At 57.8% G+C, this 21,916-nt stretch carries 23 protein-coding genes and 2 pseudogenes; 10 read left to right on the top strand and 15 right to left on the bottom strand.

Going from position 1 to position 21,916, the window contains the following annotated elements; all coding sequences use genetic code 11:
* Together ABVT35_RS09380 and ABVT35_RS09375 are read right to left on the bottom strand one after the other, a co-directional pair.
* Complete coding sequence (locus ABVT35_RS09380) at positions 1-696, bottom strand: glutathione S-transferase family protein (protein ID WP_368466058.1); 696 nt, start codon at positions 694-696, stop codon at positions 1-3.
* Between the two features lie 98 nt (positions 697-794).
* On the bottom strand, positions 795-1,754 hold the full coding sequence (locus ABVT35_RS09375; protein WP_368466057.1) for a GlxA family transcriptional regulator: 960 nt from the start codon (positions 1,752-1,754) through the stop codon (positions 795-797).
* Positions 1,755-1,819: 65 nt separating this feature from the next.
* Here ABVT35_RS09375 and ABVT35_RS09370 point away from each other — a divergent pair, with 65 nt between their 5' ends.
* The 6 genes from ABVT35_RS09370 (at position 1,820) to ABVT35_RS09345 (ending at position 9,152) form a co-directional block, all read left to right on the top strand.
* Positions 1,820-2,728 carry a 3-keto-5-aminohexanoate cleavage protein gene (locus tag ABVT35_RS09370; protein WP_368466056.1) on the top strand — a complete coding sequence of 303 codons (909 nt, stop codon included), beginning with the start codon at positions 1,820-1,822 and terminating at the stop codon, positions 2,726-2,728.
* On the top strand, positions 2,725-4,194 hold the full coding sequence (locus ABVT35_RS09365; RefSeq protein ID WP_368466055.1) for a carnitine 3-dehydrogenase: 1,470 nt from the start codon (positions 2,725-2,727) through the stop codon (positions 4,192-4,194). Before ABVT35_RS09370 ends, ABVT35_RS09365 begins: the two co-directional genes overlap by 4 nt.
* Positions 4,191-5,351 carry an acyl-CoA dehydrogenase family protein gene (locus tag ABVT35_RS09360; protein ID WP_368466053.1) on the top strand — a complete coding sequence of 387 codons (1,161 nt, stop codon included), beginning with the start codon at positions 4,191-4,193 and terminating at the stop codon, positions 5,349-5,351. Before ABVT35_RS09365 ends, ABVT35_RS09360 begins: the two co-directional genes overlap by 4 nt.
* Complete coding sequence (locus ABVT35_RS09355; RefSeq protein ID WP_368466052.1) at positions 5,352-7,382, top strand: acetate--CoA ligase family protein; 2,031 nt, start codon at positions 5,352-5,354, stop codon at positions 7,380-7,382.
* On the top strand, positions 7,375-8,160 hold the full coding sequence (locus ABVT35_RS09350) for a carnitinyl-CoA dehydratase (protein WP_368466050.1): 786 nt from the start codon (positions 7,375-7,377) through the stop codon (positions 8,158-8,160). Before ABVT35_RS09355 ends, ABVT35_RS09350 begins: the two co-directional genes overlap by 8 nt.
* Before the next feature lie 104 nt (positions 8,161-8,264).
* Positions 8,265-9,152, top strand: a complete 888-nt coding sequence (locus ABVT35_RS09345) for a DMT family transporter (protein ID WP_368466049.1) — start codon at positions 8,265-8,267, stop codon at positions 9,150-9,152.
* Between the two features lie 22 nt (positions 9,153-9,174).
* Here the strand turns inward: ABVT35_RS09345 and ABVT35_RS09340 are convergent, their stop codons facing one another.
* From ABVT35_RS09340 to ABVT35_RS09330, 3 genes are read right to left on the bottom strand one after another with little or no spacing between them, the layout of a single operon-like run.
* A complete protein-coding gene (locus ABVT35_RS09340; RefSeq protein ID WP_368466047.1) occupies positions 9,175-9,585 on the bottom strand; it encodes a hypothetical protein in 411 nt (136 codons plus the stop codon).
* 52 nt (positions 9,586-9,637) lie between these two features.
* Positions 9,638-10,114 (bottom strand): hypothetical protein, encoded by a 477-nt coding sequence (locus ABVT35_RS09335; RefSeq protein WP_368466046.1) that lies wholly within the window; start codon positions 10,112-10,114, stop codon positions 9,638-9,640.
* Positions 10,114-10,473: a hypothetical protein gene (locus tag ABVT35_RS09330; RefSeq protein ID WP_368466309.1), complete on the bottom strand. Its 360-nt coding sequence runs from the start codon at positions 10,471-10,473 to the stop codon at positions 10,114-10,116. Before ABVT35_RS09330 ends, ABVT35_RS09335 begins: the two co-directional genes overlap by 1 nt.
* Between ABVT35_RS09330 and ABVT35_RS09325 the strand changes: the two are divergent.
* Both ABVT35_RS09325 and ABVT35_RS09320 read left to right on the top strand, forming a co-directional pair.
* A pseudogene (locus ABVT35_RS09325) lies at positions 10,418-10,792 on the top strand (helix-turn-helix domain-containing protein); the annotation flags it as partial. The gene ABVT35_RS09330 and the pseudogene ABVT35_RS09325 sit on opposite strands and share 56 nt — an antisense overlap.
* 264 nt (positions 10,793-11,056) lie before the next feature.
* Positions 11,057-11,485, top strand: a pseudogene (locus ABVT35_RS09320) (helix-turn-helix transcriptional regulator); the annotation flags it as partial.
* Between the two features lie 46 nt (positions 11,486-11,531).
* Here ABVT35_RS09320 and ABVT35_RS09315 read toward each other — a convergent pair.
* From ABVT35_RS09315 to ABVT35_RS09305, 3 genes are all read right to left on the bottom strand, one after another.
* On the bottom strand, positions 11,532-11,894 hold the full coding sequence (locus tag ABVT35_RS09315) for a hypothetical protein (protein ID WP_368466045.1): 363 nt from the start codon (positions 11,892-11,894) through the stop codon (positions 11,532-11,534).
* Between the two features lie 109 nt (positions 11,895-12,003).
* Positions 12,004-12,795 (bottom strand): transglutaminase family protein, encoded by a 792-nt coding sequence (locus ABVT35_RS09310; RefSeq protein WP_368466043.1) that lies wholly within the window; start codon positions 12,793-12,795, stop codon positions 12,004-12,006.
* Between the two features lie 131 nt (positions 12,796-12,926).
* Positions 12,927-13,211: a winged helix-turn-helix transcriptional regulator gene (locus ABVT35_RS09305; protein WP_368466304.1), complete on the bottom strand. Its 285-nt coding sequence runs from the start codon at positions 13,209-13,211 to the stop codon at positions 12,927-12,929.
* Positions 13,212-13,375: 164 nt separating this feature from the next.
* Here ABVT35_RS09305 and ABVT35_RS09300 point away from each other — a divergent pair, with 164 nt between their 5' ends.
* A complete protein-coding gene (locus ABVT35_RS09300; protein ID WP_368466040.1) occupies positions 13,376-14,263 on the top strand; it encodes an EamA family transporter in 888 nt (295 codons plus the stop codon).
* An 11-nt stretch (positions 14,264-14,274) separates the two neighbouring features.
* Here the strand turns inward: ABVT35_RS09300 and ABVT35_RS09295 are convergent, their stop codons facing one another.
* A complete protein-coding gene (locus ABVT35_RS09295) occupies positions 14,275-15,168 on the bottom strand; it encodes a fatty acid desaturase family protein (protein ID WP_368466038.1) in 894 nt (297 codons plus the stop codon).
* A 31-nt stretch (positions 15,169-15,199) separates the two neighbouring features.
* Positions 15,200-15,658, bottom strand: a complete 459-nt coding sequence (locus ABVT35_RS09290; protein WP_368466037.1) for an ester cyclase — start codon at positions 15,656-15,658, stop codon at positions 15,200-15,202.
* Between the two features lie 96 nt (positions 15,659-15,754).
* On the opposite strand from ABVT35_RS09290, the gene ABVT35_RS09285 reads away from it, so the two are divergent.
* Entirely contained in the window at positions 15,755-16,273 is a 519-nt protein-coding gene (locus ABVT35_RS09285; protein WP_368466036.1) for a hypothetical protein, read from the top strand.
* 11 nt (positions 16,274-16,284) lie between these two features.
* Here ABVT35_RS09285 and ABVT35_RS09280 read toward each other — a convergent pair whose 3' ends face one another.
* The 5 genes from ABVT35_RS09280 to ABVT35_RS09260 all read right to left on the bottom strand — a co-directional run bounded on the left by ABVT35_RS09280 (position 16,285) and on the right by ABVT35_RS09260 (position 21,800).
* Positions 16,285-17,856 carry a trimethylamine methyltransferase family protein gene (locus ABVT35_RS09280; protein ID WP_368466035.1) on the bottom strand — a complete coding sequence of 524 codons (1,572 nt, stop codon included), beginning with the start codon at positions 17,854-17,856 and terminating at the stop codon, positions 16,285-16,287.
* A 29-nt stretch (positions 17,857-17,885) separates the two neighbouring features.
* The gene (gene tdh, locus ABVT35_RS09275) at positions 17,886-18,908 is read right to left on the bottom strand and encodes an L-threonine 3-dehydrogenase (protein WP_368466034.1); all 1,023 of its coding nucleotides are present in this window, start codon (positions 18,906-18,908) and stop codon (positions 17,886-17,888) included.
* Between the two features lie 12 nt (positions 18,909-18,920).
* The gene (locus ABVT35_RS09270; RefSeq protein ID WP_368466033.1) at positions 18,921-20,123 is read right to left on the bottom strand and encodes a glycine C-acetyltransferase; all 1,203 of its coding nucleotides are present in this window, start codon (positions 20,121-20,123) and stop codon (positions 18,921-18,923) included.
* 89 nt (positions 20,124-20,212) lie between these two features.
* Positions 20,213-20,803 carry a helix-turn-helix domain-containing protein gene (locus tag ABVT35_RS09265; protein WP_368466032.1) on the bottom strand — a complete coding sequence of 197 codons (591 nt, stop codon included), beginning with the start codon at positions 20,801-20,803 and terminating at the stop codon, positions 20,213-20,215.
* A 91-nt stretch (positions 20,804-20,894) separates the two neighbouring features.
* A complete protein-coding gene (locus tag ABVT35_RS09260; RefSeq protein WP_368466031.1) occupies positions 20,895-21,800 on the bottom strand; it encodes a LysR family transcriptional regulator in 906 nt (301 codons plus the stop codon).
* Positions 21,801-21,916: the final 116 nt, after the last annotated feature.

The raw sequence follows: 21,916 nt of genomic DNA, 5'->3' as shown, positions 1-21,916 counted from the left end.
TTAGCCGCGACGCAGGCTGTCCGCGTTCTGATTGAACAGGACGTTGTTGTTCTGCGCGTTGTTTTCACCGCGGTTCTGGCTGTCCTTGTGTAAATCAACCGCGCGGCGAACGGCTGGCCGCTCCTTGATGCGTCCACGCCACGCGGTGACGTTGGGGAATTCATCGAGCGACGCACCGAGCGGTTTTGCGATAAGCACCCAGGGAAAGCTCATCATGTCGGCGACAGAATAGTCTCCCAGAATATAGTCCCGGCCGTCCAGACGGTTTTCCAACACCGCCAGATTGCGCGTATATTCGCCGTGGTACCGCTTGAACCCGTAAGCCTGCCCTTCGGGCGCATAATTGCGGAAGTGGCTGAGCTGACCGGCCATCGGGCCCTGATTGCCGGTCTGCCAGAAAAGCCATTCCAGCATTTCCTTTTCACCGGCGGGATCCTTCGGCATGAACTTGCCAGTCTTGCGGGCCAGGTAGATGAGGATCGCGCCGCTTTCGAACACTGTTACAGGCTCGCCCTCGACATCGCGGTCGACAATCGCCGGCATCTTGGCGTTGGGACTGATTTTCAAAAACTCCGGATCGAACTGTACGCCCTGGGCAAGGTTCATCAGGTGAGCGGTATATTTCAGGCCGCACTCCTCCAGCATGATGGCAACCTTCCAGCCATTGGGGGTCGGTGCGTAGTAAAAATCGATCATGATACGTTATCGCCCTTTTTTCGTAATCCTGCTACGCGCTCCCCGGTAACCGGCAAGGGACGCGCCCGGCACATTATGTAAGTCTTTTACGGTGTTTGTCATGGCGCGCTTCGAACAGCGCGCGGCGTCAGACCGAATTCCGATGCAAAGGCCCTGGTCATGGCGCTAGGATTCTCATAGCCGCAGCGCAGCGCGATTTCGCTCACCGGCATCTCCGTCTCGTCCACCAGCTTACGAGCCGCAAGCAGGCGCATGCGCCGGTAGACCGTGCGCGGTGTTGCCCCCAGTTCGCGCCTGAACCGCTGTTCTAATGCCCGCTGCGTCTGGCCGACGCGCCGCGCGATCTCCTTGACAGGCAAAGGAGATTCCAGTTCTTCCTGCATCATTCGCACGGCCCGCTGCACCGGTCCGGACTTCGGCGTCGCCAATTGAACCGGCATCGTTGCAGGTGCGCCCTCATGCATGAACAACCATCCGACCTCGATGCGCAGGGCCTCACCGTAGTGGATGCCGATCAACTCGCTGATCAGATCAAAAGCCGCCATTGCACCACCACATGTAATGCGATTGCCATCGATAACGAAGCGCTCGCGGCGCACATCGATATCGGGAAACCGCTCCGCAAAACTCTCCAGTTCCTGCCAGTGAATGGTGGCGCGGCGATCCTGAAGCAGCCCTGCCTCTGCGAGCAGCCAGCTCCCTGTATCGAGACCCGCCAGTACATCATAGCGGTGCGATGCGGCCCGTATCGCGGCCAAACAGCCGGGCGTTGCGAGCTTGCGGTAACCGTAGCTTGGAATCAGAAACAGGAGCTCCCCGTGCAGCTCATCCCGCAGGGCTGCATCGGGTTCAACGACGAGGCCACTGGAGGATGCGACCGGCTTGCCATCCAGGGTCAGATACCGCCATTTGTAGAGTTGGCGGCGCGCGAGGGTGTTGGCGGCGCGCAGCGGCTCCATCGTGTTGGCAAGGCAGTGGTTGGAAAACTGCTCAAAAAGCAGGATTCCCACCCGGTGCGTCGCCTCATAAGATTTGAACCAATCTCGCATGATTTTCATCTAAATCTGCATGATCGCGAATTGCAAGCGGCGTAGCGTTTTTATCCAGAGGAAGGAGAACCGCTATGCCGCTCGAAATGAACCGCGATGTCTTCATCACCTGCGCCGTCACCGGATCGGGAAGCTCGCAGGATCGCAGCCCGCACGTCCCGCGCAGCCCCAGGCAGATTGCCGAAAGCGCCATTGCCGCAGCCAGGGCCGGTGCCGCCATCGTCCATTGCCATGTGCGCGACCCCGATACCGGCACCCCTGCCCGCGATCCCAAACTCTACCGCGAGGTGACCGAGCGAATTCGCGATGCCGATATCGACGTGGTTCTCAATCTGACCGCCGGCATGGGCGGAGATCTTGTTTTCGGCTCGCCATCCTCACCGCTGCCGTTGGCGGAAGGAACCGATATGGCCAGCGCCGAGGAGCGCATGACGCATATTGTCGACTGCCTTCCCGAGATCTGCACGCTCGACTGCGGCACAATGAACTTTGCCGAAGCCGACTATGTCATGACCAATACGCCCGGCATGTTGCGAACCATGGGCGCTATGATGACCGGACTTGGCGTCAAACCGGAAATCGAGGCTTTTGATACCGGCCATCTCTGGCTTGCAAAACAACTCGTATCTGAAGGTGTTCTTGCGAGCCCGGCGCTGGTGCAACTGTGCATGGGCATTCCATGGGGCGCACCGGACGATCTCAACACCTTCATGGCGATGGTCAACAATGTTCCGGAGGACTGGAACTGGTCGGCCTTTTCCATCGGCCGCAATGAAATGCCCTATGTGGCGGCGGCGGTGCTTGCCGGTGGCAATGTGCGGGTTGGTCTCGAGGACAATCTGTGGCTCGAAAAAGGCAAACTGGCGACCAACGAAGCGCTGGTCGAACGCGCCGTCACAATCGTTGAAGCCATGGGTGCCCGGGTAATCGGCCCCGATGAAGTCCGTGAGCGTCTCGCCCTCACCAAGCGGGCACCGCGATGACGAAGACGGCAGCAATAATCGGCGGCGGTGTCATCGGTGGCGGCTGGGCCGCACGGTTTCTGCTGAACGGCTGGAACGTGCGGGTGTTCGATCCGGACCCACAGGCCGAGCGCAAGATCGGCGAAGTCCTTGATAATGCACGCCGGGCTCTGCCCCAGCTCTATGACGGATCCTTGCCGGCGGAGGGCAACTTGTCATTTCATCCGACAATCGCCGAGGCCGTCGCCGGCGTGACCTGGATTCAGGAATCGGTACCCGAGCGGCTTGACCTGAAGCACAGCACCTATGCGGAAGTCCTGGCGCACGCGCACGAAGATGCCATCGTTGGCTCGTCCACATCCGGCTTCAAACCGTCCGAACTTCAGGAAGGCACCGAAAGACCGGCAAGCATCATGGTCGCCCACCCATTTAACCCGGTGTATCTGCTGCCGCTCGTCGAACTGGTGCCTTCCGACATCAACGCTGCAGCTGACATCGAGCGGGCAAAGGAAATACTCAGTGGCATCGGCATGGCCCCGCTCCACGTCCGCAAGGAAATCGATGCCCATATCGCGGACCGGTTTCTGGAGGCCGTCTGGCGCGAGGCGCTGTGGCTCGTCAAGGACGATGTTGCCACGACACATGAAATCGACGACGCCATCCGCTACGGCTTCGGCCTGCGCTGGGCGCAGATGGGTCTTTTCGAAACCTACCGGGTCGCCGGCGGCGAGGCCGGCATGAAACATTTCATCGCCCAGTTCGGACCCTGCCTGCAATGGCCCTGGACCAGGCTTATGGACGTTCCAGAGTTGACCGATGAGCTCGTCGACAAGATTGCCGATCAATCGGACGAGCAGTCGGGAGCCCTCTCTATCCGCGCCCTCGAACGGCTGCGCGACGACAATCTCGTCGGCCTTTTGCGCGCGCTGAAGGACCGAAATAGTGCAGCCGGTGCGCTGCTCAACGATCATGAAAAGCAGATCAGCGTCCCGCTACCCGGACCGGCGAGCGAGATTTCCGCACCGTTGCGGTTAGGGGAAGCCACCGTGCTTCCAGCGTGGATCGACTACAACGGTCACATGACAGAATATCGCTATCTGCATGTTTTTGGCGATACGACGGACGCGCTTCTGCGGCTCATCGGGGCGGACCGCGACTATGTGGCTGATGGCCACAGCTACTACAATGTTGAAAGCCACATCATGCATCTCGATGAGGCAAAACTCGGCGAACGGCTGACGACGACAACGCAGATACTGTCCGCCGACGAAAAACGCATCCATCTCTTTCACACGATCTTTGCCGGCAGTGAACGCGCCGTCGCCACAGCCGAGCAAATGCTGCTGCACGTCAACAGCAAAGAAAGCAGAGCCTGCCCCGCCCTGCCCCATGTTCAAAGCGCGCTGGAAGCCATCGCCAATGCACACGCCGAAATGCCGCGTCCGCAAAGTGCCGGGCGTTTCACTGGCCAAAGGAGGTCCGCATGAATTTCGGATTGACCGACGAACAGGAGATGATCGTCTCCACAGTCCGTTCCTTCGTGGAAAAGGAAATCTATCCTCACGAGGACGAGGTCGAGCGCACCGGCATCGTGCCGGAAGATGTAGCCGAGGCGATCAAGCAGAAGACCATCGAGCTAGGCTTTTATGCCTGTAATTTCCCCGAGAGCGTCGGTGGCGCAGGCCTGTCCCACCTGGATTTCGCGCTGGTCGAGCGTGAGCTAGGTCGAGGTTCAATGGCGCTGAACCATTTCTTCGGGCGCCCCCAGAACATTTTGATGGCCTGCCGCGACGATCAGATCGAGCGTTATCTGCTTCCCGCTGTGCGCGGCGAGAAGATGGACGCGCTGGCGATGACCGAGCCGGATGCAGGCTCGGATGTGCGCGGCATGAAGTGTTCCGCCGTTCAGGACGGCTCCGACTGGATCGTCAACGGCACAAAACATTTCATCTCCGGCGCGGAACATGCCGATTTTGTCATCGTCTTCGTTGCCACCGGTGAAGACCAGACCCCGAGCGGGCCGAAGAAGCGTATCACCACTTTCCTGGTCGATCGTGGCACGCCCGGTTTCACCATCCGAGAGGGCTATCAGTCCGTCTCCCATCGCGGCTACAAGAACATGGTTCTTGATTTCGACAATTGCCGACTGCCGAAAGAACAGGTCCTCGGCGAAGTCGATGGCGGTTTTGCTGTGATGAATGAATGGCTCTATGCAACGCGCCTGACAGTTGCCGCGATGGCGGTTGGCCGGGCGCGGCGTGCCTTTGATCTTGCGCTCAACTATGCCGCCGAGCGCAAGCAGTTCGGTCAGCCGATCGGCAAGTTCCAGGGCGTTTCCTTCCAGCTTGCCGACATGATCACCGAAATCGATGCATCCGACCTGCTGACGCTTTGTGCCGCGTGGCGGCTCGACGAAGGCCTTCCCGCAAACCGGGAGATCGCCAGTGCCAAAGTCCATGCGACCGAAATGCTGGCAAAGGTGACGGACACAGCCATCCAGATCTATGGCGGCATGGGTCTTATGAACGACCTGCCACTCGAACGCTTCTGGCGCGACGCACGTGTCGAGCGTATCTGGGACGGTACTTCCGAAATTCAGCGTCATATCATCAGCCGCGATCTCCTGCGGCCGCTGGGTGCGTGAATGAGCGCGGGTCTGGAACGGCTTTTGCGCCCGCGTTCCATCGCCGTTGTCGGTGGCGGGGAATGGTGCAAAGCCGTCATCGAACAAAACCGCAAGATGGGATTTGCCGGCGAAATCTGGCCGGTTCATCCGAGCCGTGACACCGTGGCGGACCTGAGGGCCTTCAGCAGTATCGATGCATTGCCTGAAGCACCCGATGCAACTTTCATTGGCGTGAACCGGCACGCCACCATCGACACCGTTCGAAGCCTCAGCGCAAGAGGCGCCGGCGGCGCGGTCTGTTTTGCCAGCGGCTTTCGCGAAACCGCTGATGGCGTGGATTTGCAGACAAGTCTGCTGGACGCCGCCGGTGATATGACCTTGCTCGGTCCCAATTGTTACGGCCTGGTGAACTATCTCGACGGGGCACTGTTGTGGCCGGATCAACATGGCGGTAACCGGGTGGAAAGCGGCGCCGCGATCGTCACCCAGTCGTCCAATATTGCCATCAACCTGACCATGCAGACCCGCGGTCTGCCGCTCGCCTATGCGCTGACAGCCGGCAATCAGGCGCAGACGGGTCTTGCGCAGATCGGCGCAGCGCTGCTCGAAGACGAACGTGTCAGCGTTCTCGGACTTCATGTTGAGGGGGTTGACGACATACGGGCCTTCGAGGCGCTGGCACAGTCAAGCCGCCGGCTCGGCAAGCCTGTTGTTGTTCTGAAGGTCGGAACCTCCGATCATGCCCGCGCCGCAGCGCTTTCACACACAGCCTCGCTTGCCGGAGACGAAGCCGGCGCAAACGCCCTTTTTCAGCGGCTGGGCATGGGCCAGGTCCACACGCTTTCGGAATTTGTCGAAACATTGAAGCTGCTGCATGTCACCGGGCCATTGCCCTCGCGGCGCATCGCATCCATGAGCTGTTCCGGCGGGGAAGCAGGCCTGATTGCCGATGCCGGCCACCGGCACGGCCTGGAGTTCCCGCCGATTTCCGGCGAACAGGAACGCACGCTGCGCAGCCTCCTGGGTCCGTTGGTTACGCCGTCCAACCCGCTCGACTACCACACGCAGATCTGGCGCGACGAGGATGCGCTGACGCGGACCTTCTCCACCATGATGGATGCATCTCTGGCGCTGACGCTGCTGATCCTTGATTTTCCGCGCGGCGACCGGTGTGACCAGGCGGACTGGGACCGGGCGATTTCCGCCTGCCTTTCGGCGCGCAAGCAGACCGGACGCAACTTTGCCGTCGTCTCAAGCCTGCCGGAAAATCTTCCGGAAGATATCGCTTCGCGATTCATTGCCGGCGGCATTGCACCATTGAACGGCCTGGAGGAAGCCTGCGCTGCCATCAGATGCGCAGCCGACACAGCATCAGGTGCGAAGATAAGGCCTGTATTGCTGGCTGCGGCTCCCGACTCCGTCTCAACCCTGAGCGAATCCGAGGCCAAGGCGGAACTGGCAGAATTCGGTGTCAGTGTGCCGAAATCCACCTCAGCCGCAATTCCAGCGCAGGCAGCGGCCGCAGCAACGGAAATCGGATTTCCGGTGGTGCTGAAAGGCGAAGGATTTGCCCACAAATCCGAAAACGGCGCTGTTGTACTCAATCTTTCCAGTGCGGCCGATGTCGAGGCCGCAGCCATAAAAATGCAGGCAACAGGCTATCTGGTCGAACAGCAGATTACGGAAAGCATCGCCGAACTGCTTATCGGCATCGTGCGGGACGATGCACACGGCTTTGTCCTGACCATGGCCGCGGGCGGCACACTGACTGAGCTGCTCAAGGATCGCCAGTCACTGCTTGTACCGGCTTCAGCCGACACGGTGGAATGCGCACTCGACAGGCTGAAGATATCGCAGCTTCTTGACGGATACCGTGGCGCGCCGGCCGCTTCCCGTAGTGCAATAATATCAACAATCATGAGCCTGCAGGAGTATGTGCGGGCCAATGCGGACCGGCTGAGCGAGGTTGAAATCAATCCGCTGATATGCGGTCCCAATCATGCAATCGCCGCCGACGCGCTGATATCAAGAGAGGCTGACAATGACTGATACCCCAATCAAGACCCGCCGCGAGGGCGGCATTCTGGAAGTCACACTCGACCGCCCCAAGGCCAATGCCATCGATCTTGCGACAAGCCGGATCATGGGGGACATCTTTGCGGATTTCCGCGACGATCCGGAATTGCGTGTCGCCATCATCACGGGTTCCGGTGAAAAGTTCTTCTGCCCCGGCTGGGACCTGAAGGCGGCTGCTGGCGGCGATGAGGTGGACGGCGATTACGGCGTGGGAGGATTTGCAGGCCTCCAGGAACTGCCCGATCTCAACAAGCCGGTCATCGCCGCAATCAACGGCATCTGCTGCGGCGGCGGGCTGGAACTCGCTATCTCCTGTGACATGATATTAGCCGCCGAACACGCCAGTTTCGCATTACCTGAGATCCGCTCGGGCACTGTTGCCGATGCCGCATCAATCAAACTGCCCAAGCGCATTCCCTATCACGTCGCCATGGACATGCTTTTGACCGGGCGCTGGCTCGACGCCGAAGAAGCCCATCGCTGGGGACTGGTTAACCGTATCATCCCAAGGGATGCGCTGATGGACGAGGCATGGGACCTTGCCCGGCTTCTGGAGTCCGGTCCGCCGCTGGTCTTTGCAGCCATCAAGGAAGTCGTGCGCGAAGCCGAGGATATGAAATTCCAGGATGCCATGGACAAGATCACGGGTCGTAAATTTGCGACCGTCGACCGTCTGTACGGCTCGGAAGATCTTATGGAGGGTTTCAACGCGTTCGCCGAAAAGCGCGATCCGGTCTGGAAGGGCAAGTAGTCGAATTCTTCTTGCCAACCTCCTGTTGATCGCGCAGTCTGCATTGCGCTCATTCCAGGCCCGCCGGGCTGCGTTTCGAGCAGCGCGGTTTTCACGGTGACAAAATGGGCAACAGGCTTTCAGTATTCGACGTTCTGATGGGCTTGTCCGTCGCCCTCATATGGGGCATGGGTGTCGTCTTTGCTAAAGGTGCGATCAACTATTTCCCGCCCATCCTGCTGATGGCGCTGCGTTTTGCCGTGACCTCGGTAGCGCTCGTCTGGTTCGTGCGGCCACCCACCGGCCAGCTGGTGAAGATATTTTTCATTGCCCTCATTTCCGCAGCTATTCAATACAGTCTGACATTTACCGGACTTGCCGGCATCGACGCTTCGGTTGCGGCGCTGGTTGTGCAGCTTGAGGTTCCATTTCTTGTGCTTATCGGCGCTATTGCACTGAAGGAAAAAACCGGCCTGCGCAAATGGATTGGCATCGCCGTTGCCTTTTCAGGCGTAGGTTTGATTGCGGGCGAGCCAAAACTGGGTGCCGCGTGGCTTTCAATGCTGATGGTGGTCGGCGGTGCATTTTCCTGGGCGGTCGGACAGGCCATGGTCAGAAGCCTGAACGGTGTCGGCGCCATGACGGTCACGGCCTGGGTCGCGATCTTTGCCACGCCGCAGCTTCTGGTCATGTCGCTGATTTTCGAGGGCAATCACTGGGACGCCATCCAATCCGCAAACTGGGTCGTCTGGTCGGCCGTCCTTTATCTGGGGCTTATCATGACTGTTGCAGGATATGGCATGTGGTATTCGCTTGTGCGCAGGCATCCCGTCAGCCTGGTCGCGCCGTTTCTGCTGATGCTGCCGGTATTTTCGGTTGCGGGCGGCGTACTCTTCCTCGGCGAAAGGCTGACCGTGCAGATTATGATTGGCGGCGCGGTGGTCATTGCCGGTGTGGCATTTATCCTGATCGAGCGTCCACCCAAGGAACAGACCGTTACGGGTGAGCTATAGACTGTCCTGTTTGGTGCACCCTCTACGCAAGCGCCAACAGCAATAGAATCCGCATTGTGTGGCTCGCAGGCAAGCCACACTTCATGGCATGTGCACGCCGCCGGATTGCGCAAAGGTCGATGTTGTCAAATGCATCGAACAAGGCCGCCCCGCGTTCAATCAGCTCGGGTTTGTGTTCAAGCAGAGACGAGACAGCGGCCAGCGTCTCGGCATAGAGCTCGGCCGCATTGCCTTCGGTCTCGACAATCAGCCGCAGCACCAGCGCCAGATGCGGCTCGCCGTGGGCCCTGCCAATGCGCCGCAGGGTGGCGGGCGAAAAACACTCCCCGGCGTTTCGGGTCTTGTGATATTGACGCGCACCGTTGTAAAGCCGGACACCGCACTGACGAGCCGTTTTATGAATATCGCATGGGTGCTGTTTCTTCCTTTTCACGGTGCTGGACCTTGCGGCCGGTTGATCAGGGCCACGTGGGCGAAATGCCGTTTCATGCACCGTCATGCACGTCCTCCATCAACCCCAACTTCGCAGCCGCCTGTCTGCAACTCAGACCGGATATCAGCAGACGGACATATTTGGGTTCCAGCTCCTGCGGCATTTCGAAACCGCGCCGTGCCCTCTTGAAGGCTGCAAGATGGTCATTGCGGATCGGCTTTTTACGATGGTCCACGGGAGGTGCGGCACGTCCGGCGAGTTGTCCCTTGCGAATGCCGTAGCGACAGGCAAGCTTACGGATATACGTCTCATCGACGCCGAACCGGTCTGCAATGTCGGTTGTCGCCACACCCCCGGCATACAGCCGTAACACCGTTTCCTTGCCGTTCATATCAAGACGGCCGCGGCGGCCTCTGGGTTTGACCGTTTTGTCGAGGGTAATTTCAGGCGGCATTATTGATTGGCTGGGAACGTCCATAATCTGGTCCATCTCTAGAGAACGGGAATTGTCGGAGCGCACCGTTGCCATCAGCCGCTATCCCTGCGAACCGTTCGCGGTTCGCCCTCGACCTCGCGCGGACCATCCAGAATGGTGACGCGTGAAACGGATATGCTTTTGCGTCCCCAACCCTCTTCTCCGGTGCCGGAAGTCGGTTCACCAAAATCAATCACCACACGCCAGACAGGCTCAATGCCAAGATCCTTTGCCAGGGTTTGTGGCGGCAAAGGTTCGGGTATTGGTTCGGAATTGATATCTGTTCTTGTTTTGTTCTCTGTTTTATTAAAATTTGAATCGCCCGAAGCATGATTGGTTAAGTGTGTTGGAACCTGAATGCCGTCTTTTTCGCATGTATCGGGAACAGACTTCGATGCGGCACGGTTCGACATGGCGTTCACTTTCAATCAGGGATTTGAATCGGGAGATTTGCAATATATTCCATTTTGGTATATTTGTCAATATGAAATACCAATATGGTTTTTGCTGAAAAGACCAATGTGGAATATACCAAAAACAGGCAGCACGGGTCAAAACCTTGGAAAACAAATGAGCACAATCAAACAATTGCGGGAAGCGCTGGGGCTGACGCAGGCGCGGCTTGCGGAACTGGCAACAACGTCGCAACCACAGATTCGCCGCCTTGAGGCGGGCGAGAGACAGTTGACAAAGGACTGGGCAGAACGTTTGGCCCCTCACCTTGGCATTAGCGCATCCGAATTGATGTTTGGAACCGAGGCTTACGACCCACCCTCCCCGACCGGCCCTCCGGCCGGTGCAAAACCGGCTTCAGAAGACGCTGTACAAATCCGGAACAGGGCAGACATTGCGCCGCGTGAACACAACGGGAACATTATTTCCGGAAATCGGAAATTTTCGGTTGCACGCGGTCAAAAGATACAATCATATAGGAGCGAACAGGAAGGGCCCGAAATTAAGAGTGAATTGGAAACGCCTGCACCTAGCCAGCCTGCCAATGCACGATTGGGCGATGAGCTTGCTGACCTGCGCGTACAGATACCTGTTTATGGTCAGGCAGTCGGCGGTATTGACGGTGAATTCGTTATGAATGGTGACAGGCTGGAGGACGTATTTGCACCACCGAGCCTTTCTGCAGTTGCAGGTGCCTATGCTGTCTACGTAGCCGGTGAATCGATGGAACCGCGGTATTTTGATGGCGAGATCGTTTTCGTCAATCCGTCGAAGCGCGTGCGCCGCGGAGATTTTGTTATCGCGCAGATACAGGCAAATGAGCACGGACCGAAACTGGCATATGTAAAACGTTTCGTCCGGTGGAACGCGGAAGAACTGGTGCTTTCCCAGTACAATCCCGAGAAAGAACTGCGGTTTGCCTCAAACCAGGTGATTTCGGTGCATCTGGTCGTTATGGGCGGTGCCGTGTGATAGCCACCGCCACTGACAGAATGCAGATTACCTTCTCGCCAAGGACTTATCTTGTGCAGCCGTTCACATCGGCCGCGCAATAGTATCCGGCACTGGAAGTGCCACAACAGTAGGTGAAACCCGCTTCATTGCAGTAGTAATTGGACGAACCGCAGCGGCCGGCCACCAAGACACCACCCGGTTCAGTGGCTTGCATGCCAAGCTCTGCCGGCAGTGCACCATATATTCTCGGTGACATTTGCAGCGGCTTGCTGCGTTCCGATCCGAGGCTGGCCAGTTCAATAGCCTTGTCAGACTTGGATGCAATATCATTCCTGTAGCAGCCCATATAATCGCCGGCCGCTGCATTCACGGTAAACCCGATCGCAAAAAGCAATAGGGCTACGACGCCGATAGTCCTGTAGTACATCGACACGTCCTCCTGTTCAGGACCTGCGCCGCGACAGGCCTGTCATGACGGTCAAATGATACCACAGCATCCCACCCCGGCCAAAGCGGTAGAGGCTGCCCCTTCGCGCTCAACGGAACTCGACGGACGCGGAACCTGCTTGTTTTTCTGCTGAGGTGTTCTTTCTGGGTTCAGCCGGCAAAAAAGGCAGTTTGCCGGCACGGATCCTCGCGACACGACGGTTCATCCAGTGCCTTATAAAATACCGGTAGGCGAGTTCTCTGAGGCCACTGATATTCTGACGATGTTCGCGATAGAATTCGTCCGGTGAGCTGAAAACACCGAGATCGGCATTGATGCCCGTTCTCTGGATATAGGTGTCTTTCCCCATCCATCGCGTTCCAGGCTCCTGGAGATTGTCTGTTCCAGCGCCGAATGCGCATATGCTGCCGCTTTCTTTGACACAGTGGGTTTGCAGGCTGGCGAGATACCGATCGTCAAGGATAAATCCCTCCAGGTTGATCCACCTGCTACCATGAAGAACCTCGACCCAGGAGTGGAGGATATCTTGCGGCGCGATGCGGTAGACACTCTCAGGCACAACGCCGCGCTGCAGCGATTTGTGAATTGTGAACCCGTGCAGCCTGCAGGCAATCCCCAACGCCCGGAAAAGCGCCATCAGCAATGTTGCCTTTGTGTTGCACTGCCCGTAGCCGTCCGAGAGCACCTTTGAGGCGGCAATGTCATCAGAGGCATTGTAGCCAAACGCGATTTCATTGCGGACAAAGTCATACGCCGCACCGATACGATTATAGTCGTCCAGCGCCAGCCAGCCACGCTCGGCGATCAGCGTTCGGATCAATTCATTGCCATGGTCCAGGAGCGGTGTTTCCTGCAGCAGACGCGTGTCGGTCTCGTTCATTCATAGTCTCCTCAATGTGAACTCGGCCAAACATAATCCCTCCAGTAACTATAGCTTCAAGGGTGAATCGTGACCCTACGATCGATTTCTTTAAGCTGGATGCTGTTGAGGCAATAAAGTCATGCCCAGACTTACTTTTCGCGCCGGTTAATCTCCCTTGCCCAGCGGCTTGCCCAGTTTTTCATCGGCACGAGATGACGGTAGAGTTCCTGTCCGAGCGGGGTAACGCGATAGCCGTCTTCCGTTGTCTCCACCAGGCCGGCCTCACGCAATTCCTTCAGCCGTTCATTAAGTACGGTGGGCGATACCATTTCACAGCGATCCCGCAAGTCACGGAAACTGCAAGGACTGCCTTGAGACAGGTTCCACAATATCCCCATCGACCAATTGCGCCCCAGAAGATCAAACAGCGCCATTACGGGCACACCGGATCGTGAACCGCGTACGGGCTGGCCTGGTATCGGCGTTTTTGTCACTGCGAATTCCAAACGTATTGACTGCTACATTTAGTGTAGCACATTAGGCCCATTCGTGCTAACAAATTGCTACACAAAATGTAGCACAAAACAGAAAACACCTCATGCCTCTCATCGCGGTATTATCGGCCCTCGGGGCGTCGTTCTGCTGGGCAGCAGGAGCTCTTCTTGCCCACAAGCCGGCGACGGTGCTCGGCCCGTTCGCGCTGACCCGGCTGCAGCTTGTTTGCGCGGCGGCGGTTCTCCTGGTGTTGGTCACGGCTCAAAATGGCTGGCAAAGCGTGGTGTGGGCGCAGTGGCCCGCATATGTTGGTGCAAGCGCCATTGGAGTGGTTACCGCCAATATGGCCATGTTTGCCTGCCTCAGGCGCGGAGGCCCGAGGAGAGCTCAATTGCTTGTATCCATGAACGGGCCTATCGCCGCGCTTTTGGGTTTCATATTTCTCGGGGAGATTCTCAGCGCACAAAAGCTGCTCGGCTGCGCCATAGCTCTGGTTGGCATGGCTTTGGCAATCCGGTTTGGCGGCAACGCCCAAGACCAGCTGGAGGATATCCGCGGGTCTGCCCTGACAATGATCGGATTGGGACTGCTGGCAGCTGCTGCAAATGCGGTGGGATTGATTCTCCTGAAACCCGCCATGTTGGAAGGCACCGACCCGCTTGCGGCAAATGCACTGCGCACCGCAGGGGGTGCAATTATCGTATCGGCCGTTGCCCTGTGGCGCGTGCCGGCGCTCTCCTCCCTGACCAAGCCAGGCAATGGACTGATCCTTCACGCGATCACACCTGGTCTTTTAGGCTTTGTTGTCGCCGTCAGCCTGCAGCTCTATGCCGTGCGATGGCTGGATACCGGAATAGCAGTCGTTCTCGGCTCGGCGGCTCCGGTCATCATGCTGCCAATGATATGGATCGTCACCGGAAAACGCCCACGGCTGCTTGCCTGGCTTGGCGCATTGCTCGCCATGGGCGGCATAGCTCTCATCATGATCTGAAGCAAACGCGCTCAACCTTCAAGCGACCGTGCATATTTTTCGTGGAAGCGGACATATCCCTTCTCCGTCTCGAGAAGGTGAGGTCTGGTGAGCGTATGAAATTCCGGCAGCTTGTGGAACGGAACGCCTGGAAAAGCGTGATGCTCCGCATGATAGGGCATGTTCCATGCAAGCCTGCGCACCACCCGGTTGGTGAAGGTCGTGCGGCTATTTTCAAACATGTTGGCAGCAAAGGCGCATCGACCGTGCTCTGCCAAAAGATACAGCCTCAAAAAGGGTTGGCCGAAAATGACAGGTAAAATCCAGACATGGAGCAAAAGCGCAGACCCGATGGCGAGTGAAGCGATCACAAGCAGCGTGTAAAGCGAAAGCATAACCCTCGCCTCAAGGGCAATGCGTTTTCGCGCTGCGGGCGGAACGAAGTCATCGCGGCAATGTCCCAGCGCATTATTGACCAGTGTTCGTATATGGCTGATCCAAACCGGCAGGCCTGAGACATGAAGCAGGTATTGGGTTTTCGTTTCCGGCTTCGGCGAAGCCAGCTCCGGGTCCCGGTTCGGGTCCTGCGTGTGGCGGTGATGGGCAAAGTGGAAGAAGCGGAACCATTCCGACGGGAGCAGGATCAGGAACCCGCAGACCCGAGCCACCGCGTCATTGATCCACGGGGTCGCGAACGCCGTGCGATGGATCGTTTCGTGCAGTGTTGTGAACAGGAAGATGATCAATATTCCCTGGGGAACCATCAGCAGCGGCCAATAGCGCACCTTAAGGGCAATGAGCATTCCAAAAATCAAAATGGCGCCTGCATGCATGGCCAGCGCCGACAGGCCCTTCAAATCCGATTTTCGGGTCAGGTCCTGTTTCTGCTCGCGCGGCAGGGATGCGATGAGTTCACGATGGTCCATGTTTTCCCAAGGCCTGTTTCAAAATAGACCATTACCCGATTATACCAAGCATTTCCAATTGCCGGTACTTGTCCCAGTCCACCCAGCTTTCGACGATTTTTCCGTCTGCGATCCGGTCAATTTCGATGCCGGTCCAGATGGCGGTTTTCCCGGTCGGCTGATAGCCGATATAGCTGCCCGTGTGTTTGACTGTGAACTCCCATCGCGTTGCCACCAGATCACCCTCGGCAATCTGCATGATGATCCTGACGCGCGACTCGGAGAAGGCTGCGTGATGCCCGGCAACCAGCGTCATCCAGCCTGCAAGGCCGAGGTGCTTGACATCGCCCTCGATACTTGGCTCCTGATGATTGATGTAATCTGCTGAAAATACTTCCGCGATGTCATCCTGATTGTCACTGGCCCAAAATTCCAGTGCCCGCCGGGCGAGTGCCTTGTTGCTGTCGGTCAATTGCCTGATCCTTTGCTGCTGGGAGCTCTCTTGCTTCATGTTGCAATCCTGAGTTGGCCAATGCAATCGGGCAATTGAATGACGCTGAGTGCGTACCTATGTTGACCTTGACCAATGCCTGTAGCGGGAAATCCCATGCGGAAAACAACACCCATCATCATCCTGTCCGGCCTCCTGGCCCTGACAATATTGCCCGCAGGTGCCGGGGCGGAAGGACAACGAAAATGTGAGTCCTTCTCGGTTACCGGACCGTTTTCCACAGCGATTACCGAGTTTGCCGATATCGATGCCAATGGCAAAGCGAGTACAGGTGACAAACAGCTCGGCCAAATCCGGCTTCACAATGACAAAGACGATCAAATGGGCGAACGCTCCTGGGTCATGACGGTGCTTGACCTTGCTGACGACGGCAGTTTGAAATCGGCCTTTACGGAATCCATCAGCAGCTTTTACGACGGTGCGATCTACACGGTCACGAAGGTGCGCGATATGCCGGCCAACTCCTTCGAGGACGGTCAGCTTGCCATTGAGTGGTCGGAATATACCAGCCCGATCATTGGCGGCACGGGAGCCTATGCGGGCGCGCGCGGTACCGTCACCGCTGTCCTGGGTGATGGCAAAATCGACTACAGCTTCGATCTGGAATGTGACTGATTTCCAAATAATTAGAAATCAGTCGCTACACCGCCTTCCTTCTTGCGGCGTTCGACAAATTCGCGCAATTCCTCGGCTATGGCCGGATCGAGCGGGGGCACCTCATATTCGGCGAGCCGCTGCTTCCATACGGCGTTTGCCTTCTGCATGGCGGTCGGCTCTCCCGCCTCGTGCCAGGTCTCGAAGTTGCGCCAGTCGCTGAGGATCGGCGCATAGAACGCGTCCTTGTAGCGTGCCTGCGTATGGGCCGTTCCGAAGAAATGTCCTCCAGGGCCGACATCTGCGATTGCATCAAGACCCAGTTCGTCTTCGTCGAATTTCAGCGGAACCATGAATTCGGCAACCATCTGCAAAAGATCGATGTCGAGGATCATCTTCTCATAGGAGCAGCACAGCCCACCTTCCATCCAGCCGGCACCATGCTTAAGCAGGTGGCCGCCGCTATTGACCGCACCCCAGAGCGAAAAGACGGATTCATAGGCCGCCTGGGCATCAACCGTATTGGCCGCACAAACATTGGATGTGCGATAGGGAATGTCATAGCGCCGTGCCAGTTGCCCGCCGACATGCTGGGCTTTCAAATATTCGGGCGTTCCGAAGGCTGGCGCACCGGATTTCATGTCGACATTCGAGGTAAAGCCGCCATACATCACCGGCGCACCCGGATTGACCATCTGGCTGAATGCAAGCCCCGCAAGCGCTTCGGCGTTCTGCAGCACGAGGGCTCCCGGAATGGTGACCGGCGCCATCGCACCCGAAAGCGTAAAGGGCGTTATGACTACGGGCTGTCCCATCGAGGACATGTCGATAACGCCCTGCATCATCGGTATGTCGAGTTGCAGCGGCGAGTTCGTATTTATGATTGTGAAAACAGACGGCTGACGGCGCAGCGCATCCGTGGTCAATCCATGCGCTATGCGCGTCATTTCAATGGCGTCGGCTATGCGCTCCTTGCCGAGCGAATAGACGTTGTAGGCCTTGTCGGTCAGTGTGATGAAATCGGAAATGCAGTCGAGATGCCGGATAGATGCGTGAATATCGACCGGCTCGACGGGATAGCCGCCGATTGCGTGTATGATCGGATGATACTGCCCCAGCTTCAGAAAATTCTGGAAATCTTCCTGATTGCCACTGCGACGGCCGCGGTCCATGCAGGAAGAGTTGGGGGCGCTCGCCATAAGGCAGAAAGCCATGTCGTTGCCGCCGATCCTCAGATTGTGTTCGGGGTTCCTGGCATGAAGAACGAACTGCGACGGTATGGTGGAGATACACTCCATGATCAGGTCGGGATCGAAATGGACACGAGTCTCTCCCTCAATGACATCGGCCCCTGCCTTTTTCATGATGGCGCGCGCTTCATCGTGAAGAACGTTGATGCCGGTTTCCGACAGAACCCGCAACGAGGCATCATGGATCCGGTCAATGGCTTCGGGTGATACCAGATCGACCGGTGCAAATGGCCGTGACGGCTGCTTGAACGGGCGCGCTATATCACCCGACCCACTGCGTTTTTTGTCCCGTCCACCGCGTCTGCGCTGTGAAGCGCTTCCGGTTGCGTCCCCTCCCGACCGCACGCTGCCCATACGCTGTATCTCCTCACGTATTTGTTGTTTTACAGGTCCAGGATTACCTTGCTGGCCTGGCCGTTATTGAGCACCTCAAACCCTTTTTCAAAATCCTCAAAAGGAAATCGGTGTGTCAGAATGGGCGAGATGTCAAGACCGCTTTCGAGCATCGCCAGGGCCTTGTGCCAGGTGTCGAACATCTCGCGCCCGTAAATGCCCTTGAATTGAAGCCCCTTGAAGATCGCCTTGTTGAGATCGATTGTGACGGCGCCATGGAAAATTCCAAGCAAACCGACCTGTCCGCCATTGTTGAGGTTTTCGATCATATCCTGGAGTGCCGCGGCCGATCCGGACATTTCCAGCCCGACGTCAAAACCCTCCTTCATGCCGAGTTCGGCCATGATGTCGTCGAGGTCCTCCTGGCCGGCAATGACCGCCCGCGACGCACCCATTTTTTCCGCCAGTTCCAGCCGTCTTTCGTTGATGTCGGTAATGACCACATGACGGGCACCGACGTGACGGCACACGGCTGCCGCCATAAGTCCGATGGGTCCTGCCCCGGTTATCAGCACATCCTCGCCCACCAGATCAAAGCTCAACGCAGTGTGTACCGCATTGCCGAGCGGGTCGAGGATCGAGGCGTACTCATCCGGGATATCGTCCGGAATCGGATAGACATTGTGCTCGGGAATAACGAGATAATCGGCAAAGGCACCCGTCCGGTTGACCCCGATGCCCTTCGTGTCGCGGCAAAGATGTTCGCGGCCTGCACGGCAGTTGCGGCAGTGACCGCATACGATATGCCCCTCGCCCGACACACGCTGCCCCGGTTCGAAGTCGTCCGCACCCGGCCCGAGACGGTCGATATGGCCGACAAATTCGTGGCCGATGGTCAGCGGCACCGGCACGGTTTTGGCAGCCCAGTCGTCCCAGTTGTAGATATGCAGATCGGTTCCGCAGATTGACGCACTGTCGATCTTGATACGCACTTCGCCGGGCCCCGGTTCGGGTATCTCCAGATCTATCATCGTGAGGCCGGGGGCGGCCTTGTCCTTGACCAGCGCGCGCATTTCAGCTGCTCCTTATCCGATTACACCGTGTTCGAGCCCGGCCTGCGTGAAGGCTGCAACCGCGCGGCCGATCTGTTCCGGCGTATGAGCCGCCGACATCTGGGTGCGGATACGTGCTTTTCCTTCCGATACGACCGGATAGGAAAACGCGATAACGTAAACACCGTGCTCAAGCATGGTGTCGGCAAGCTTCGCCGCCAGCGCCGCGTCCCCGATCATCACCGGTATGATCGGATGGCTGCCGTCAACCAGCGTAAATCCCGCTGCGGACATGCCGGCACGGAACCGCGCGGCGTTGTCGCGAAGATGACGGCGTTCAGCCACGGCCGCCTCCGCAATATCTATCGCCGCAATTGAAGCGGCACAAATTGCCGGCGCCACCGCATTGGAAAACAGATAGGGCCGCGCCCGTTGACGCAACAGGTCCACAATGGGCTTCGGGCCGGCGACATAACCGCCCGATGCACCGCCAAGCGCCTTGCCGAAGGTTCCGGTCAGGATCTGCACCCGCCCTTCGACATCATGAAACTCCGGCGTTCCGGCGCCGCGCTCACCAAGAAAACCGGTTGCATGGCAGTCATCGACCATGACAATCGCGTCGTGCTTTTCAGCCAGTTCACAAATGCCCGGCAAATCGGCAATGATGCCATCCATGGAGAAAACGCCATCGGTGACGATCAGGCGGTGACTGCAATTCTTCGCGGCAATCAGCTGCTTTTCCAGATCATTCATGTCGTTGTTGGCGTAGCGAAAGCGTTGCGCCTTGCACAGGCGGATGCCGTCAATGATCGAGGCATGGTTGAGGCTGTCGGAAATGACAGCATCTTCCTTGCCCAGCAACACCTCGAAGATGCCGCCATTGGCATCGAAGCACGAGGGAAAAACTATTGCATCCTCAGTGCGCAGATACGCGGCAACACGTTCCTCCAACTGCCGGTGGAGATCCTGCGTGCCGCAGATGAACCGCACGGACGCCATGCCGAAGCCGTGACTGTCGAGAGCCTGCTTTGCCGCCGTGATAAGGCGCGGATCATCTGCAAGACCGAGATAGTTGTTGGCGCAGAAATTGAGCACCTCCTCATCCCGGTTGAGCGCATCACGTGTGTGGATGATTGACGACTGGGCCGAATAGATCAGCCTTTCGCGTTTCAGCGTTCCGGCTGCTTCTATTTCGGTAAGGGCGTCGCGTGCGGAAGCAATCAGTGAGTTAGACATCTTATTCCTATATGCTGCACTAATTCCTGCATATTGGAATACCAGATAATGATGTCAAATGAAAGGCGCAGCACACCGCAATCTGTGGGTCAGACCGTGGTTGTTTTTGTCCGATACTGGTCAGGCTGGGCGACAAGAAGCAGCGCCCGCGTCTCCTCACCTGCGGTGTTGTCGATACGGTGTGGTTTGTCGGCCCGATATCGCAAGGTATCACCGGCCTGCGCATGCACTGATTTGCCATCGACACTCACCGACAGCGCGCCCGACAGACAGGTCAAATGCTCAAAAGTGCCGGCGGCATGTGCCTTGGATTCCAGGCAACCCTCGGGCTTCATAACCAGGTGGTGCCATTCAACCGGCAGCACGGTCCGCACGGGGCTGAGCATGAACAACTCGCATCTGCCGTCGGCGCTTCGCCGCATCGGTATTGAATAGTGATGGACATGCTCGATCGGCTCATCCTGCCTGGAGGTTCCCTCAAGCGTTGCAAGATCAAGGCCGAGAGACTGCGCCAATGCCCAGACGATCGAAAACGTCGGATTGGCGGTCCCGCGCTCTATGGCCGAAAGCATCGAGCGCGAAACACCGCTGCGCTCGGCGAGTTGCTCCAGGGTCAGGTCGAGCGCTTTACGCGTGGACTTGACGAGTTTGCCGATATCAGGGGTTGGAGCGACGTTCATTGAGGCATTCCGTACGTTTACACACAGGCTACCTGAAGCCTTTTAGCGCATTATCCTATATATTGGAAATCCGGTTGAATTGTGAGCGCCCTCAAGACACGCTTCTACCTTCGAAGAGATCAGCCATGCCCCGGAGCGCACGGGACATGAACTCATTGAAGGCTTTGACCCGGGCCGCGCTGCGAATGTCGGAGTGGGTCAGGACCCAGAGCGAACTCTCCATCTCTTGGATGGGGGGCGTTACCCGCACCAGATCAGCCGAACGATCTCCTAGACAGCAGGGCAATACGGTCAGCCCTGCGCCGGCTGCAGCGCAGTCTCGCATCGAAACAAAGGTGTCGGCAGTCATGACGACGCGCTCCGGCGGAACATTGCGGTCCATCCAGTCGCCGACCGGCGAAGCGGCCAACGCCTCTCCAATTCCGATCCAGGACGCCTTGCGCAGCTTCAGTCGTCTGCCGGAGGGCAAATCTTCTGCAACAGCGGGTTTGGCGTATACAGCGAAAGCCAGTCCCGAGACCCGCTGCCCCACCAGTGTCTCCGGTGGCATCTTGGAAGCACGAACCGCAATATCAGCATCCTGCCGGGTCAGATTGAGGCGGCTGTTTGTTACCGAGACATCGATCCTGATCTGAGGATGCAGCCTGCTGAATTCAAGGATCAGGGGCGCAAGCACTGAGTTGAGAAGCGAATCCGTCGTCGTGACCGTGAGCCGCCCCTCCAACCGCAAGTCGCGTCCAAGAAGGTCACGACCGATACCGGCCACGCTGTGCTCTATCGTGCGCGCCGCCTCGATGACCGCCTCGCATTCCACGGTCGGCGTGTAGCCGGTTTGACGGCGCTCGAACAGCCGGACGCCGTTCTCCTCTTCAAACCGGGATATTCTGCGCAACACCGTGCTCGCATTGACGCCGAGCCGCTCGGCGGCGGCAACAGCAGATCCACCATCGGCGACCGCCATGACAATGCGGAATATGTCCCAGTCTACATTCTGCATAAATGCAGATTGAATATGCAAAACTTCACGTTGTCGAGCGTTTTCGCATTACCTAGTCTCTGATCTGTCATAGTACGCACCCTTGAACGCAGCGTTGGCTCTCGGGAACGGAGTGA

Origin of the sequence: Hoeflea sp. TYP-13, from assembly GCF_040932035.1 — a bacterium.
GTDB lineage: Bacteria > Pseudomonadota > Alphaproteobacteria > Rhizobiales > Rhizobiaceae > Hoeflea_A.
The sequence above is the reverse complement of the archived record's forward strand: the minus strand, read 5'-3'. Positions and strand labels throughout refer to the sequence as shown.

What these genes read in the sequence shown, in the direction of transcription:
- ABVT35_RS09380 (WP_368466058.1), bottom strand. Translation starts at nt 696, where the DNA reads ATGATCGATTTTTACTACGCACCGACCCCCAATGGCTGGAAGGTTGCC.
- ABVT35_RS09375 (WP_368466057.1), bottom strand. Translation starts at nt 1,754, where the DNA reads ATGAAAATCATGCGAGATTGGTTCAAATCTTATGAGGCGACGCACCGG.
- ABVT35_RS09370 (WP_368466056.1), top strand. Translation starts at nt 1,820, where the DNA reads ATGCCGCTCGAAATGAACCGCGATGTCTTCATCACCTGCGCCGTCACC.
- ABVT35_RS09365 (WP_368466055.1), top strand. Translation starts at nt 2,725, where the DNA reads ATGACGAAGACGGCAGCAATAATCGGCGGCGGTGTCATCGGTGGCGGC.
- ABVT35_RS09360 (WP_368466053.1), top strand. Translation starts at nt 4,191, where the DNA reads ATGAATTTCGGATTGACCGACGAACAGGAGATGATCGTCTCCACAGTC.
- ABVT35_RS09355 (WP_368466052.1), top strand. Translation starts at nt 5,352, where the DNA reads ATGAGCGCGGGTCTGGAACGGCTTTTGCGCCCGCGTTCCATCGCCGTT.
- ABVT35_RS09350 (WP_368466050.1), top strand. Translation starts at nt 7,375, where the DNA reads ATGACTGATACCCCAATCAAGACCCGCCGCGAGGGCGGCATTCTGGAA.
- ABVT35_RS09345 (WP_368466049.1), top strand. Translation starts at nt 8,265, where the DNA reads ATGGGCAACAGGCTTTCAGTATTCGACGTTCTGATGGGCTTGTCCGTC.
- ABVT35_RS09335 (WP_368466046.1), bottom strand. Translation starts at nt 10,114, where the DNA reads ATGGCAACGGTGCGCTCCGACAATTCCCGTTCTCTAGAGATGGACCAG.
- ABVT35_RS09330 (WP_368466309.1), bottom strand. Translation starts at nt 10,473, where the DNA reads ATGTCGAACCGTGCCGCATCGAAGTCTGTTCCCGATACATGCGAAAAA.
- ABVT35_RS09315 (WP_368466045.1), bottom strand. Translation starts at nt 11,894, where the DNA reads ATGTACTACAGGACTATCGGCGTCGTAGCCCTATTGCTTTTTGCGATC.
- ABVT35_RS09310 (WP_368466043.1), bottom strand. Translation starts at nt 12,795, where the DNA reads ATGAACGAGACCGACACGCGTCTGCTGCAGGAAACACCGCTCCTGGAC.
- ABVT35_RS09305 (WP_368466304.1), bottom strand. Translation starts at nt 13,211, where the DNA reads ATGGCGCTGTTTGATCTTCTGGGGCGCAATTGGTCGATGGGGATATTG.
- ABVT35_RS09300 (WP_368466040.1), top strand. Translation starts at nt 13,376, where the DNA reads ATGCCTCTCATCGCGGTATTATCGGCCCTCGGGGCGTCGTTCTGCTGG.
- ABVT35_RS09295 (WP_368466038.1), bottom strand. Translation starts at nt 15,168, where the DNA reads ATGGACCATCGTGAACTCATCGCATCCCTGCCGCGCGAGCAGAAACAG.
- ABVT35_RS09290 (WP_368466037.1), bottom strand. Translation starts at nt 15,658, where the DNA reads ATGAAGCAAGAGAGCTCCCAGCAGCAAAGGATCAGGCAATTGACCGAC.
- ABVT35_RS09285 (WP_368466036.1), top strand. Translation starts at nt 15,755, where the DNA reads ATGCGGAAAACAACACCCATCATCATCCTGTCCGGCCTCCTGGCCCTG.
- ABVT35_RS09280 (WP_368466035.1), bottom strand. Translation starts at nt 17,856, where the DNA reads ATGGGCAGCGTGCGGTCGGGAGGGGACGCAACCGGAAGCGCTTCACAG.
- tdh (WP_368466034.1), bottom strand. Translation starts at nt 18,908, where the DNA reads ATGCGCGCGCTGGTCAAGGACAAGGCCGCCCCCGGCCTCACGATGATA.
- ABVT35_RS09270 (WP_368466033.1), bottom strand. Translation starts at nt 20,123, where the DNA reads ATGTCTAACTCACTGATTGCTTCCGCACGCGACGCCCTTACCGAAATA.
- ABVT35_RS09265 (WP_368466032.1), bottom strand. Translation starts at nt 20,803, where the DNA reads ATGAACGTCGCTCCAACCCCTGATATCGGCAAACTCGTCAAGTCCACG.
- ABVT35_RS09260 (WP_368466031.1), bottom strand. Translation starts at nt 21,800, where the DNA reads ATGCAGAATGTAGACTGGGACATATTCCGCATTGTCATGGCGGTCGCC.